A 14,118-nucleotide genomic window follows, 5' to 3' on the forward strand; every position below is an offset into this window, starting at 1 on the left:
TATTCTCGATAAAATAGTGAAGACAAAGACGGAAGAACTCGCCGTTTTTTCGATGCCGGAAAAAAATACAAATTCAGCCATTCATTATTCTCTGAAAACAGCTCTGACGCATCCAAATCACAAATTGGGGTTAATTGCTGAAGTGAAGCAGGCATCACCATCGAAAGGTGTTTTTGCGCGCCGTATTGTGGCAGAAGATGTTGCCGAAGTCTATGCTCACGCAGGTGCTGACGCGATCAGTGTACTCACTGACCATACCTATTTTCATGGATCAATTGAGAACTTAAAAGCTGTAAAGGCGAAGGTTCAACTGCCGGTCCTGCGTAAAGATTTTATCATTGACGAAAGGCAGATTGAGGAATCCGCTCGCTGCGGTGCAGACGCCATTCTTTTGATTGCTGCAGCTCTTGATCCAATGAAACTCCATGAGTTTTATTTGGCAGCAAAAGAACACGGCATGGAATCATTGGTGGAGGTGCACAGTGTGAGTGAATTAGATCCTCTTCTCAAAGTATTTACTCCGGAGATCATCGGTATTAATAATCGTAATTTAAGGACATTTGAGACTAGGTTGTCTGTAACAAAAGAGGTAGCTGCTGCTGTTCCAAAGGGAGCGGTCATGATCAGCGAATCCGGAGTCCGCAAGGCACAGGATATTTGTTATCTTCTAAGGCAAGGTGCACATGCCGCACTAGTCGGTGAGGCACTAATCTGTTCTGATTCGCCGGAAGAGAAGATCCGGGAACTATTTGGTGAAGGTGTTTCGCATGACGCGTCCCTTACTTAAATTCTGCGGAAATCAATCTTTCGAAGATATGCAGGCAGCTGTTGAAAGCCAAGCAGATTTTATTGGATTTATTTTTACGGACAGGAGTAACAGAACAGTAAGTCCAAAATCGGTTGCGCATTGGATTAAACGGTTTGGACCTACGATCGGCAAGAAATTAGTCGGCGTTTTTGCTGATGATTCACTTGAAAAGATGAATTTGGTCCTGCAGGAAGTTCCACTAGATCTTATCCAGCTTCACGGGCAGGAATCGCCTGAACAAGTCGCTTCGATTAAAAGTGTAATAAAGCTGCCGATATGGAAGGCCCTTCATCACGATAAAATGACAGGTTACATGATGCGATGCTACCAGAATATTGTGGATGGATTTGTTATTGATACGAAAGTAAAGGGGCAGCTTGGCGGCACCGGTTTATCGTTTGATTGGGCGAGCATACCGGAATATATGCGTGAAGCAGATCATCAGCATGTCCCATGCTTTGTCGCTGGGGGAGTTACCTCAGAAAATATTTCTGAACTGTTGACCTATCATCCAATTGGGATTGATATCGCATCAGGTATTGAAAGAGAACATCGTAAAGACAGAGCATTAATACGAAAAATTGAAGAGAAGGTGTGTTACGGTGATTAGGCAGCCGCAGTTGGAGGAAAAATACAGAACTGATGAAAATGGGCGCTATGGAATGTTTGGCGGACGATATGTCCCAGAGACATTGATGCACGCAGTTTTGGAACTTGAACAAGGCTTTAAAGAAGCAATTGATGACCCCTCATTTTTAAACGATTACCATCGAATTCTCCATGAGTATTCCGGCAGACCGACACCCGTGACCTATTGTGAACGATTGAGCAATCTAATCGGTGGAGCTCGTATTTTTTTGAAACGGGAGGATTTGAATCACACCGGGGCTCATAAAATCAATAATGCTGTTGGGCAGGCATTACTCGCGCGCAGAATGGGGAAAAAGAAGATAATCGCAGAGACCGGTGCCGGTCAGCATGGAGTAGCCTCTGCTACGGTTGCCGCGTATTTCGGAATGCCCTGCAAGGTTTTTATGGGTGCTGTCGATGTGGAGCGTCAGGCGCTTAATGTATTCCGGATGAAACTGCTGGGTGCAGAAGTTGTTCCCGTTCATTCGGGAAATGGAACGTTGAAGGATGCGGTCAATGAAGTGCTTCGTTATTGGGCAGCAAACGTTGAGGACACAGCTTACATTGACGGTTCGGTTGTGGGACCCCATCCTTATCCGATGATTGTCCGCGATTTTCAGAGAATAATCGGCGATGAAGCAAGGTCCCAGATGATCGATAAAATTGGCAAACTGCCTGACGCCGCTTTTGCCTGTGTCGGCGGAGGAAGCAATGCTATGGGATTATTCACCGCTTTTCTCAAAGATTCTGTTCAATTATTTGGTGCAGAGGCAGGAGGCAAGGGGATTAATACCGATGCCCATGCGGCTACACTGACTAAGGGAAGCATCGGTATTGTTCATGGCATGAAAACATATCTTCTTCAGGATCAAAATGGGCAGATTACCGAGCCCTATTCTATTTCAGCTGGATTGGACTACCCGGGTATTGGTCCTGAACACGCCTATCTATATCAATCAGGACGTGTGACCTATGAGGCGATCACAGATGACGAAGCGGTTGACGCACTCATTAAATTATCTAAATTCGAAGGCATTCTGCCCGCACTAGAAAGTGCACATGGGCTCGCTTTGGCAATGAAACGAGCAAAAGCAATGAAACACGATCAAAATGTACTTGTCTGTCTTTCCGGACGCGGAGATAAGGATGTGCAGACAATACTGCATGTGATGGATGAAGAAAACGGTGGTGACCACCAATGACAGCCAGGATGCGTGAGTATATAAAAAAAGATAAAGGCATGCTGTTCATTCCATTTATCACCGCCGGAGATCCTGATAATGAATCAACCGTTCAGATTGCGCTCATGCTTCAATCAATCGGAGCGAACGCACTTGAGCTTGGTATTCCTTACTCAGATCCCTTGGCGGATGGGCCTGTAATTCAGGAAGCCTCAAAACGCGCACTCAGCCACGGCGAAACACTGTTTGATGCAATGGCACTCGTTAAAATGATGCGCCGACAAGGACTAAAAATTCCGGTTATCATTTTCACCTATGCCAATGTACTCCTGCAATTCGGGGTTGATGTCTTTTTTCAACAGGCAAAAACTATTGGAGTTGACGGGCTGCTTGTTCCTGATCTCCCTTATGAGGAGAGCCGGCTGCTTGCGGATACATGCCGCAAGCAAGATATGAGCCTGATCTCGCTTGTCGCACCAACAACATCTGATCGCAGGCTGAGCATGATTTGTAATGAGGCGCAAGGCTTTATTTACTGCGTGTCATCACTCGGCGTTACCGGGATGAGAAAAAGCTTTCATCCGGATGTGTTTCCATTTCTCAAACGTGTGAAAAAGGTAAGCGAGCTGCCCATTGCTGTTGGTTTTGGTATTTCATCTTCTGAGCAGGTAGAAGAACTCAAAAATCATGCCGATGGTTTTATCGTAGGAAGCGCAATTGTAACGTTAATTGGGCGTTATACGATAGAATTAGCCGACTCAGGTACTCGTTCCAGTGCTGTTGATCAAATACGCAGGCTGCTTTGTGAGAAACTGTTTGTGCCTGTAAATAAATGATTTGAGGAAGAATTCAAGCCTTGACTGCATGAAGCTGTCAAGGTTTTTTTACTCTAATTATCCTTTCTTCCTCTGCCCTTATATATATGAAAATGTGCAATCACAGTTAGTCCTTCTTGAAGTCGGCATGAAAGTTGATTATGATGGCTAAAGTAGGTTATTGTTCGGTTTTTTTGGGGAGGAATTAAAGCATGCGTACTTTAGAAACAGCGACCGCATTATTAGATAGTGGACAAACTGAAGAAGGAATTAAGCTGCTTCATGATCTTGTTTTAAATGGAGACGATCGAACACAATTTGGTGCAGCGTCAGTTTTTCAGCAATACGGATTTTTGGATGATGCTCAGAAAACGTATGAGGGACTGCTTAAGCGCTATCCGAATGATAGCGAACTTATTTTGCAGCTTTCCGAACTCTTGATTGATAAAAATGACGAATCGACGGCCATTCAATATTTGCAGCGAATTCATCCATTAGATGAAAATTTTTTGAGTGCGCAGGTGATGCTTGCCGACCTTTATCAACTTGAAGGTCTTGATGAGGTTGCAGAACACAAGCTTCTCGGTGCGCTAAAATTTTCACCGCATCAGCCGATTCTGATTCTCGCTCTTGGTGAACTTTATTTATCGATTGGCGAGGCAAGCAAGGCAGTGGATTGCTTCATCGAGGTAAAGGATAATAAGGAGCTTTCGGATCAGAATGTTCATTTGAAACTTTCGGAAGCACTGAGTTTGAGCGGCAATTTTGAATCGTCCATACGGGAGTACGAGCTTGGGTTAAAGAAGGAGAAAACACTCGATGGTTTATTTGGGCTGGCCATTACAGCAATGCAGATTCACAAGCATCGTAAGGCCATCAAAGCACTGGAGACTTTAAAGACAATGGATCCGGGTTACAGTACACTTTATACGGTGCTGGCAGAGGCCTATGAGCATGAGGGACAGCTGGATAAGGCAATGGAGTCTATTGAGGCGGGCATTGAACAGGATGAATATAATGAAAGATTGTATGAATCCGCAGGAATATTAGCAGCTAAAATGCATGAAAAAGAAAAAGCGGCGGAATACTTCAGAAAGTGTCTGGAGCAGAATCCGGAAAATATGGACGCATTAACGCATCTGGCAGAATTAAATGTGCAGGCAGAGGATTATGATGCGGTTATCGATTTGCTTTCATCTGTTGAAAGTGATGATCCAACACTCATCTGGTTCCTTGCCACAGCATATAATCAAACCGATGACATAAAAAAAGCGGCTGATCTATACAAAAGGTGTCAAACAGCTTTTTCGAACAATCCCGAGTTTCTGCAGGAGTACGGCGAATTCTTAAGAGAGACAGGTAAGCAGCGGGAGGGTTTGGCTTTGTTAGAAAAGGCGTCACAGTTAAGTCCGGAAAACCAAGATCTCGCTTCATTTGTTGAGCGAATTAAGCAGGATGAATTAGGTTAAACAGCGAATATATCCATTATAAAGACTGATGAATGCGAAAGCGGGACAGGAGGGTACGGCAAAATGGAACAGACGGTATCAAATGGACAGAAGAAAACGTTTCTTCGTTGGATTTTAGATCGTCATTTGCTAACTAACCGAGAAATTATTTGGCTGCTTCATTATCTGATGAGCAACGATAAATTGCTTGGTTTGATCCATATTGTTGATGAAGTGGCGCGTGTCAGCCGCTCGATCACGATTGGATGTCCTGATAATGGACGCCCTATATTTCGTTATGTAAAAACAACTGTTGAAACCAATGATCCTGAGAAAGCGTTTCATGATTTGCGTATGAACCAAGAAGAAGATATTTACATGGAGCTGGACATTGAAACGGTACGCCGCTCTCCAATCTATTTTTCCGTTTTGGAAGAAAACCCGAATAACCCTGTAGATGTACATGAAAAATATGGGGAAATGGCAAATTGCGCGGCTGTTGAAGCGGAACGAAATTTTATTGCCGATCGGTTGAATAAGGCAATTAATGAGGCGCTTGATCAGGGGAACCAAGATCAATTTTATCTGTTGTCCAAACAATTAAACCAATTGCAAAAATATCAAAGGTAAGCAAATTGTCAAATGAAAAATTTGTTGGCAAGCAGCTTTAGCGGTCTACTCTTGTCCCATGACTCATATAGTCATTACTAGGAGTTAAAAGGAGGACAAGCAATGAATGCGAAGCTGGTTGCCATATTTATTTCCTTCATTCTTTTTATCGGTTTTCCTGTACAAGGACGAGCAGAAAATGACACAAAAGCTGCTAAAAATCATACAGAGGACTTAATCAATTTATCTGATCGCGTATTTCAGTATACAGATGCAAATCAAGATACTGCAGCGTACAGTTTGCTCAATGAGTTAAGTAAGGAATGGAATCGTTCACCGCAGAACTATTCAGAAAAAGATCAGCGAGTTATAAACACAGCTATTGCCAAATTAAAGGTTCTGATGGCCAATTCAGGTGAAAATCAACGTGAAATTACCGATGCTGCAGTCTCACTTCGACTGGGTTTTGATGCTCTTGCGCCGGATGGAAAACCTCTATGGAAAAATTTGCATTATGCAGTTACTGCACCGGTGTCTAAAATGAAATCCGCACTTAATAATAAGGATAATGAACGTTTTCAATATTATCTTAACGAATTTCTAGATAAATATGCGGTTGTTTATCCGGCGATGGTTATCAACGGCCAAACAGATGTGGTAAATCTAGTCAATAAGCAAATCAATTCATTCAGTGATCAACGGGAGAAAAGCTTAAAAACGAGCACTAGAATTCGACAATTGAATGGGATTGATCGCGAATTGAATAATGTATTTGATCAATCTTCGCAGAATCACGAGGAAAGTATGGTGGGATTAGCCACAATTATTGGCGGGATTATTGTTTGTGTGCTTGCCTATGCGTCATGGCGCCGTTATATGGGAGAACATTTGCGCCGGGAACATGTGAGGTAATAAGGTTTAATTTTTTGACAAACAATCAAAGTTTGACTAAAATTGACTATAAAGAAGTTTGTTCATCGAAATCGACAACGGCTTAATGAATGCGTTGAAAGGTTGATTGCGCATGTTTTGGTATGTTGTCTCGTTTCTGAACATTCTCAAATGATCAGTTTTGGAGGAATGAGCATGATTCAATACCTGATTTATTTAGGCGTGTTAATGCTGATCCCTATTTGGGCGCAGATGCGTGTCCGTTCGACGTACTCACGTTATTCTGAAGTCGGTAATTCAACCGGTATGACCGGAGCTGAAACGGCAAGACGCATTTTAGATGCCAATGGTCTTTACGATGTAACAGTAAGAGAGGTTGCCGGTTCCTTGACGGATCACTATGATCCGCGAGACAAGTCGGTTAATTTATCAACAGATATCTATCATGGTGCTTCAATAGCCGGAACGGCTGTGGCCGCCCATGAAGTGGGACACGCGATTCAAGATGCTAAGGACTATACATTTATGCGGGTTCGCAGTGCACTTGTTCCTGTTGCCAACTTAGGATCGAATTTGTCCTATATTCTTATCTTGGCAGGCGTATTCCTCGGTATGATGCAGCTGGCTTCGATCGGTGTTCTATTCTTTGCTGCCGCAGTTCTCTTCCAGTTGGTTACGCTTCCGGTTGAATTTGATGCATCCGGGCGGGCTTTGAAACAGATTGTTTCATTAGGTATCGTTCAAGAGGATGAACAAAAACAAGCGAAAAAAGTTCTTTCAGCAGCGGCTATGACTTATGTCGCCGCGGCACTGGTATCTTTGATGGAACTCATTCGTTTCATTCTGATGATTACAATGTCTAATCGCGAAGAGTAAATACATTAAGTAAACGAATAAATGATTGGCCGCCGCCTTTAATGAGGCCGCGGTTTTTTTGCGTTTTTCTAAAGTACGAGAAAATAAAATTGACAAAGGATTGTTTTATATTACAATAAAGTAGTTTGAGCGTATGCTCACGTGGTTCGAAACCATCCCACGTTTATCAAAAAACTAAGGAGGAGTTTTTGTTTGAAGACAATTAGAATGTTGGCAGTTAATGCCATTTTAGCAGCGTTGTATATCGTGCTTACTTTTTTTCTGCAGCCGATCAGTTTCTCTGCTGTTCAATTCAGAATCGCTGAGATGCTGAACCATTTCATCGTGTTTAACAAGAAGTACTTTTGGGGAATTATTTGCGGTGTATTCATCGGTAATTTATTTTTTTCTCCGCTGCTCCCATACGACTTGATCTTCGGCACGGGACAATCGATTTTAGCGCTTTTAATTACAATTGTCGTTTCCAAATTTGTAAAGAATATTTGGGCGCGAATGCTGGTCAATACGGGTGTGTTTACACTAACCATGTGCCTTATTGCATGGGAACTGTCAATCGTATTTCATTTGCCGTTTCTATGGACATGGCTTACGGTTGCAATTGGCGAGTGTGCCGTAATGTTAATTGGTGCTCCGATTATGTATGCGATCAGCCGCCGTATTCCATTTGAAAAATTGATTTGAATAAAAACAAAAAAAGCATCCGATAATCACTCGGATGTTTTTTTGCTAAGTAATTGGCGAACGACATAATCCTTGTCATAATGCTCTTGCGAAGAAAGCCGTTCATTTCAAGCCTAAATAGTGAAAAGCGTGGGATGTTCGCGCACCAGTACGACGGACCACAGTTGTTTTTCTTATTTCGGATGAATACTCCACAGAAATTTCGCAATCAATTGGTCAACCTGAGGATTTTCGTGGAGCATACTATGCTGTGCATTCGGACCATATACTGTTTTTTCTTGATAATGAGCCCGATTAAAAAAATACTGACCGAAAAAAGCGCTCTGACATGAAACAACGCCATCACCTTCCACAGCATTTCGCATCTCTCCGGCGATCGCCAATACATTCAGATTCTGCGGCAAGCGGCTGCGGTGCTGAAATAAATAACTTTCCCGTTTAAGTGCTTCAAGAGTATAGTCTTTGTCATTCAGTGGACCATTAATCCAATCAAACGGGGCAGCGATTGCTACATACTTCTTTATCGAGGGGTAGTCAGAAGGATCTTTTATCTGTTCAAGATAACAAGTAAAAGCTTTTCCTCCCATTGAATGAGATACGACATTTACTTGCTTAAGTCCATAATCACGTTTCAAAACTAAGAAGACATTCTTCAGCCAGTCAGCCTGCTGTTCCATGGATTCGTGATTGCTTGCAAAAATGACTTGGATCAAAGGGATTTTTTGATTCGTGATTTTTCCACTTGATTTAATAACACCGTTCGGTTCGACAGTTATTACAATTGCTCGTTCCGGTCCATCGTAATTCGTTTGTAAACGCTGAAACATCGTGCGAAACGATCGTTCCGAGCCTTTCCATCCGTGAATGAACACGGTAGGAATCTGCTGTTTATTTGTTTGAGTTGCGGATGTTTTTACCGATGAATCAGCGATTTTCAATTGATTCATGTCTGCTTTTCCGAAAAAGAAATAAAAGCTCACTGAGATTAATGCAACGGCGATGAAAAGGGAAATAACATGACTTACTTTCATAAAAAACACTCCAATTATCGATCCGTTTGTGGATCGCTTTTTATAGCTTATCGCAAATGGCAGATTTTTAAAACCGTCTTTTTGTTCCAGTTTCAGATAAAGTTCATGATATAATGAAGAAAGCTTAAATGAAGAGAGGCTTTTTTTTGGCAAATCAACCGCAATTATTACTTGTTGACGGAATGGCATTGCTTTTTCGGGCATTCTATGCAACGGCCCCTACGGGCCAATTTATGTTCAACGATCAAGGAATTCCAACTAATGGTGTTCAGGGGTTTTTACGCCATCTCTTGATGGCGATCCAAAGCAGAAAGCCAACGCATCTGGCGGTTTGTTGGGATATGGGATCAAAAACCTTTCGCAATGAATTATTCGACGGATATAAAGCAAACCGAGCCGCACCGCCTGTTGAAATGGTACCTCAATTTGATCTGGCAAAGGAAATGATTGATGCATTCGGCGTTCCTAATATCGGTGTGTCCGGATTTGAAGCAGACGATTGTATCGGCACTCTCGCCAAGAAAGCTCAAGATGAACTCGATGTTTCTATTGTTACAGGGGACAGAGATTTGCTGCAGCTTCTGGATCGGCGCATTCATGTAGATATTCTTCAAAAAGGCTACGGCAATTACCGTAGTTTTAATGAAGAAACCTTCTATGATCATTATGGTGTGACACCTCGTCAATTCATTGAAGTGAAAGCGCTAATGGGTGATTCAAGCGATGGTTATCCAGGTGTTCGCGGTATCGGCGAAAAAACTGCCATTAAGTTGATTAAACAGTTCGGAAGCATTGACTCAATAATCGATCATCTGGACATGCTGCCAAATGGACAGCAGAAGAAAATCAGCATGGATATAGATATGCTTCATCTCTCACGCCGATTGGCAGAAATTAATTGTCATGCACCGGTTTCGATAGACTTGGAGAGTGCCGGTTATTCAGGAGTCACTGATTCATTCATAGAGAAAGTAGATCAGCTCGGGATGCGGTTAGTAAAATATGACCTGGTGAAACAAAGATGGAATCAGGAAGGTCCGAATTCTGTATTTTTGGCTAATGAATAGCCTTCAAAAGCAGTACCTTTTATATTAACTCATGAATTATGAAATGAGATTGCGCTTGCATTTAGTAAGTAAATAGACCATAAAACAAATTGGATAATTAATTGAAATCTAAAATAGAGGAGATCAGAGAACTGATCTTGCTTTTTTTTATCGTAAATAATTTTACTATTTTCTCTATTTTGACAAAAAATAGTCGTCTATTGATGAAGGAATTTAACGATTTCCGTTGAATGTTTAACTATAAACTTTAAAAGAACAGTGATTGCAATGATTCTCTCGCATGAAAAGAAGCATGTTAAAAGAACACGAGAATATCGTTCAATCCATAATAATAATAAAAGGGCGTGGATCAATGTTAACGATTGAAAATGAGCCGCAGTTATCCCCTAATGATGTTGATCTGTATCTCTTTCACGAAGGTACTTTGCATGAGGGATACAAAGTATTCGGTGCTCATTATATACAAATTGGCGGCAACGACGGTTTTCGGTTCACGGTGTGGGCTCCCAACGCACGCGCGGTCTCTATTGTCGGCGACTTTAATGATTGGGAAGTGGGCAGACACAAGATGAACCCGGTGAAACAATCGGGAGTTTGGACAACCTTTATTGAAGGCATTGGGGTTGTGGAACGTTATAAATACGCGGTTGAAACTCCTTCCGGATCAATTGTTTTGAAGGCAGATCCATATGCTTTCTATGCTGAGACAAGACCAAACACTGCTTCTTTGACTTGCCGTCTTGATCAGTTCGAATGGCATGATGCTAAATGGATGAGACAGAGGGACAAGGTTGATGATTACCATCGCCCAATGGAAATTTATGAATGCCATCTTGGTTCGTGGAGAAAAAAGGATAACAATCGACTGATGACGTACAAAGAACTTGCTGATGAGCTTGTTAACTATGTTCTTGAAAACGGTTTTACACATGTTGAACTCATGCCAATTATGGAACACCCTTACGACCGTTCTTGGGGATACCAGATTACCGGCTATTTTGCGCCGACAAGCCGCTTCGGCAGCCCAGATGATTTCATGTATTTTGTCGATGCTTGTCATCGCCGGGGCATAGGCGTGATCCTTGATTGGACGCCAGCACATTTTTGCCGCGATACTCATGGTCTCGGTAAATTTGATGGTACTCCACTTTATGAGCCATGTGATCCTAAATTAGCTGATCGCCCTCAATGGGGGACATATAACTTTGATTTCAGTAAAAATGAGGTAGTCAGCTTTCTGATCTCCAATGCACGCTTTTGGATGGATGTCTACCATGTCGAAGGCTTTCGCATTGATGCTGTATCGTCAATGATTTATTTAAACCATAATAACGATCTCCCCTTTGAATTGAAGAACAAATATGGCGGTCATGAAAATTTGGAAGCCATTGATTTTATTAAAAAACTAAATGAAGCTGTATACATTAAATTTCCTTCTGCATTAATGATTGCTGAAGAAGCAACTGATTATCCGATGGTCACCGGGCCGACCGATAAAGGCGGGCTTGGTTTTAATTTCAAATGGAATATGGGCTGGGTCCATGATATTTTGAAGTATATGACCTTTGATCCCAACGAGCGGCAGCATCATCACAACTTGATTACTTTTTCAATGCTTTATGCCTATTCGGAAAATTTTATTCTTTCTTTCTCACATGACGAACTCGTTTACGGAAAGCGGTCTTTATTGAACAAAATGCCAGGCGATGAATGGCAGCGATTTGCTAACTTACGTGTCTTATATGGCTATTTTATGACCCACCCGGGGAAGAAGCTACTATTCATGGGCAGTGAATTCGCTCAGTTTGATGAATGGAAGGACTTGGAGCAACTGGACTGGAATTTGCTTGATTTTCCGATGCATCGCGCTTTCCATCATTACACCGTTGCGTTGAATCATTTCTATCAAACAATGACCTGCCTGTGGCGGCTAGATCACGAGCAGGAAGGATTTGAATGGATTGATGCCGACAACGCTGATCAAAGTATGATCAGCTTTTTTAGAAAAGGAAAACGAAAAGGCGATTATTGCATTGTCATATGTAATTTTACACCAAACGTTTATCAACATTTTAAGCTTGGTGTGCCGGCAAGCGGCAAGTATCTAGAGATGTTTAATAGTGATTCAGAAACTTTCGGCGGATCCGGACAATGTAATCGCAAACCCATTGAATCGATAGACGAGCCGTTTCATAATCAGCCGCACCATGTTGAACTGACGATTCCTCCGTTAGGAATGAGTATTCTTATGAAGGAGACAAAAAAAAGAAAAACAATGATGACCTATGACCAAGCTTGAGAAAATGTAGGCTGTGTGCCAGTGAAAAAGGAGAGAGAAGGATGAATGTACTGTTTGCCGCATCTGAATGTGTTCCGTTCATTAAGACAGGGGGATTGGGGGATGTAGTCGGTGCATTGCCGAAAGCGTTAAAGAAAGAGGATGTCCAAGTCAGTGTTGTTCTTCCTAAATATCAAGATCTAAATCCTGTTTATCTGAAACAAATGACTTACATGAAATATATCTTTATTCCGGTTGGATGGAGAAATCAGTATTGCGGAATTTTCCACCTCGAACAATCAGGAATCCATTATTACTTTTTGGATAATGAGTATTATTTTGGACGTTCGGGCTGCTATGGATACGATGATGATGGAGAGCGTTTTGCTTTCTTCTCTCGTGCTGTTTTGGAAATTCTTCCGCATCTATTCGATAAACCGGATGTGATTCACTGTCATGATTGGCAAACAGGTCCAGTAAGTGTTTTATTAGATGCTCATTTTAGAAATCAAATGTTCTACAAGGATATTCGCACTGTGTTTACCATTCACAATCTGCGTTATCAAGGCGTATTTTCAAAATCGGTATTAAGTGATCTTCTCGATCTTGATTTTTCATATTTTCATAAAGACGGACTCGAATTTTATGATCATGTAAGCTACATGAAAGCAGGATTGGCTTATTCAGATTTTCTGACAACCGTCAGCCGTACGTATGCACGTGAAATTCAGATGCCATATTATGGAGAAAAACTCGATGGATTTCTTCGCTGGAGGAGCGGCAAGCTTCGGGGGATCGTGAATGGTATTGATCATGAGAGCTATAATCCTGAAACTGATAAACAGTTATTTGCTAACTACGATGAGGCTGAGGGAAAGCGAGCGAACAAAACAGAACTTCAAAAGCGGCTCAACCTCAATGTTGATTCGGAGATACCTATGATTGCGATGATCACGAGGCTGACTGGACAAAAGGGAATTGATCTTGTACTTCGTGTATTTCACGAAATCATGCAACTTGACGTTCAATTTGTTTTGCTTGGTACCGGAGAACGAGGAGATGAAGACGCATTCCGATGGTTAGCCGAACAATATCCGGATACAGTTTCTTCAAATATCTTTTTTGACGACGGACTGGCGCGTAAAATTTATGCAGGGTCTGATCTATTTCTGATGCCCTCAAACTTTGAACCATGCGGCATTGGTCAGCTGCTTGCTATGCGTTACGGCAGTCTTCCTATTGTAAGAGAAACAGGAGGTCTGAAAGATACGGTTCTTCCTTATAATGAATTCACTGGTGAGGGAAACGGCTTTAGTTTCACGAATTACAATGCACACGACATGTTGTATACGGTCGAACGTGCTGTTCGGCTTTTCAAAGATCAGCAACTAAAATTTCATCAATTGGTAAATCGAGCAATGCATTTAGATTTCGGGTGGTCGCAATCAGCAAAGGAATATATTCAGTTGTATCAAAAGCTCACAAAATAAAAATTGTTTTTAGATTCTGTAAAAATTCAGAACTTTATCAACAAATTAGATCTCAATTTCTTAAATCTGTTATATAATAGTTTTAGAAATACAATGCTACTGACTTCAGACACAATTTGCATTTTTCAGGTGTTTATTGAAAAAACTTCCAAAATTCTTACGGTTACGTTTCGCTGCAAAAAAACAAGTGTAAACGTTTACGCGATTGTGCCGGTCAAAGATCATTTTTTATTTCAAAATAACTTTCTGCATATGTTTTTAAGTTACCCTTCATATGATGTATTAATGGAACTTTAGTGAGTAAAGGAGGTGT

At 41.6% G+C, this 14,118-nt stretch carries 13 protein-coding genes and 1 riboswitch; of the genes, 12 read left to right on the top strand and 1 reads right to left on the bottom strand.

Going from position 1 to position 14,118, the window contains the following annotated elements; translation table 11 throughout:
• Position 1: 1 nt before the first annotated feature.
• The 9 genes from trpC to NOM01_RS08815 all read left to right on the top strand — a co-directional run bounded on the left by trpC (position 2) and on the right by NOM01_RS08815 (position 7,939).
• On the top strand, positions 2-787 hold the full coding sequence (gene trpC, locus NOM01_RS08775) for an indole-3-glycerol phosphate synthase TrpC (RefSeq protein ID WP_255748190.1): 786 nt from the start codon (positions 2-4) through the stop codon (positions 785-787).
• Complete coding sequence (locus NOM01_RS08780) at positions 768-1,418, top strand: phosphoribosylanthranilate isomerase (RefSeq protein ID WP_255748098.1); 651 nt, start codon at positions 768-770, stop codon at positions 1,416-1,418. Before trpC ends, NOM01_RS08780 begins: the two co-directional genes overlap by 20 nt.
• Positions 1,419-1,470: 52 nt before the next feature.
• Positions 1,471-2,640: a tryptophan synthase subunit beta gene (gene trpB / locus NOM01_RS08785; RefSeq protein ID WP_255748192.1), complete on the top strand. Its 1,170-nt coding sequence runs from the start codon at positions 1,471-1,473 to the stop codon at positions 2,638-2,640.
• On the top strand, positions 2,637-3,455 hold the full coding sequence (gene trpA, locus NOM01_RS08790; protein ID WP_255748100.1) for a tryptophan synthase subunit alpha: 819 nt from the start codon (positions 2,637-2,639) through the stop codon (positions 3,453-3,455). Before trpB ends, trpA begins: the two co-directional genes overlap by 4 nt.
• A 191-nt stretch (positions 3,456-3,646) precedes the next feature.
• Complete coding sequence (locus NOM01_RS08795) at positions 3,647-4,903, top strand: tetratricopeptide repeat protein (protein ID WP_255748102.1); 1,257 nt, start codon at positions 3,647-3,649, stop codon at positions 4,901-4,903.
• Positions 4,904-4,966: 63 nt separating this feature from the next.
• Complete coding sequence (locus tag NOM01_RS08800; RefSeq protein WP_255748103.1) at positions 4,967-5,512, top strand: YpiB family protein; 546 nt, start codon at positions 4,967-4,969, stop codon at positions 5,510-5,512.
• Between the two features lie 102 nt (positions 5,513-5,614).
• Positions 5,615-6,403, top strand: coding sequence for a sporulation protein YpjB (locus NOM01_RS08805; RefSeq protein ID WP_255748104.1), 789 nt, complete (start codon positions 5,615-5,617; stop codon positions 6,401-6,403).
• A 174-nt stretch (positions 6,404-6,577) separates the two neighbouring features.
• Positions 6,578-7,258: a zinc metallopeptidase gene (locus NOM01_RS08810; RefSeq protein WP_255748106.1), complete on the top strand. Its 681-nt coding sequence runs from the start codon at positions 6,578-6,580 to the stop codon at positions 7,256-7,258.
• A gap of 135 nt (positions 7,259-7,393) precedes the next feature.
• A riboswitch (PreQ1 riboswitch) is annotated at positions 7,394-7,442 on the top strand.
• Positions 7,443-7,465: 23 nt separating this feature from the next.
• Positions 7,466-7,939, top strand: coding sequence for a QueT transporter family protein (locus tag NOM01_RS08815; protein ID WP_255748194.1), 474 nt, complete (start codon positions 7,466-7,468; stop codon positions 7,937-7,939).
• A 173-nt stretch (positions 7,940-8,112) separates the two neighbouring features.
• On the opposite strand, the gene NOM01_RS08820 is transcribed toward NOM01_RS08815, so the two are convergent.
• A complete protein-coding gene (locus tag NOM01_RS08820) occupies positions 8,113-8,970 on the bottom strand; it encodes an alpha/beta fold hydrolase (RefSeq protein ID WP_255748107.1) in 858 nt (285 codons plus the stop codon).
• Between the two features lie 182 nt (positions 8,971-9,152).
• On the opposite strand from NOM01_RS08820, the gene NOM01_RS08825 reads away from it, so the two are divergent.
• The 3 genes from NOM01_RS08825 (at position 9,153) to glgA (ending at position 13,805) form a co-directional block, all read left to right on the top strand.
• Complete coding sequence (locus NOM01_RS08825; protein WP_370646016.1) at positions 9,153-10,037, top strand: 5'-3' exonuclease; 885 nt, start codon at positions 9,153-9,155, stop codon at positions 10,035-10,037.
• Positions 10,038-10,389: 352 nt separating this feature from the next.
• On the top strand, positions 10,390-12,336 hold the full coding sequence (gene glgB / locus NOM01_RS08830) for a 1,4-alpha-glucan branching protein GlgB (RefSeq protein ID WP_255748110.1): 1,947 nt from the start codon (positions 10,390-10,392) through the stop codon (positions 12,334-12,336).
• A 41-nt stretch (positions 12,337-12,377) separates the two neighbouring features.
• Positions 12,378-13,805 (top strand): glycogen synthase GlgA, encoded by a 1,428-nt coding sequence (gene glgA, locus NOM01_RS08835; RefSeq protein ID WP_255748112.1) that lies wholly within the window; start codon positions 12,378-12,380, stop codon positions 13,803-13,805.
• The last annotated feature ends 313 nt before the right edge of the window (positions 13,806-14,118 follow it).

Source organism: Sporolactobacillus sp. STSJ-5 (assembly GCF_024385605.1).
Classification (GTDB): Bacteria; Bacillota; Bacilli; order Bacillales; family Sporolactobacillaceae; genus Sporolactobacillus.

Coding starts and splice junctions, on each gene's coding strand:
- NOM01_RS08780 (WP_255748098.1), top strand. CDS start 768: ATGACGCGTCCCTTACTTAAATTCTGCGGAAATCAATCTTTCGAAGAT.
- trpB (WP_255748192.1), top strand. CDS start 1,471: ATGTTTGGCGGACGATATGTCCCAGAGACATTGATGCACGCAGTTTTG.
- trpA (WP_255748100.1), top strand. CDS start 2,637: ATGACAGCCAGGATGCGTGAGTATATAAAAAAAGATAAAGGCATGCTG.
- NOM01_RS08795 (WP_255748102.1), top strand. CDS start 3,647: ATGCGTACTTTAGAAACAGCGACCGCATTATTAGATAGTGGACAAACT.
- NOM01_RS08800 (WP_255748103.1), top strand. CDS start 4,967: ATGGAACAGACGGTATCAAATGGACAGAAGAAAACGTTTCTTCGTTGG.
- NOM01_RS08805 (WP_255748104.1), top strand. CDS start 5,615: ATGAATGCGAAGCTGGTTGCCATATTTATTTCCTTCATTCTTTTTATC.
- NOM01_RS08810 (WP_255748106.1), top strand. CDS start 6,578: ATGATTCAATACCTGATTTATTTAGGCGTGTTAATGCTGATCCCTATT.
- NOM01_RS08815 (WP_255748194.1), top strand. CDS start 7,466: ATGTTGGCAGTTAATGCCATTTTAGCAGCGTTGTATATCGTGCTTACT.
- NOM01_RS08820 (WP_255748107.1), bottom strand. CDS start 8,970: ATGAAAGTAAGTCATGTTATTTCCCTTTTCATCGCCGTTGCATTAATC.
- NOM01_RS08825 (WP_370646016.1), top strand. CDS start 9,153: ATGGCATTGCTTTTTCGGGCATTCTATGCAACGGCCCCTACGGGCCAA.
- glgB (WP_255748110.1), top strand. CDS start 10,390: ATGTTAACGATTGAAAATGAGCCGCAGTTATCCCCTAATGATGTTGAT.
- glgA (WP_255748112.1), top strand. CDS start 12,378: ATGAATGTACTGTTTGCCGCATCTGAATGTGTTCCGTTCATTAAGACA.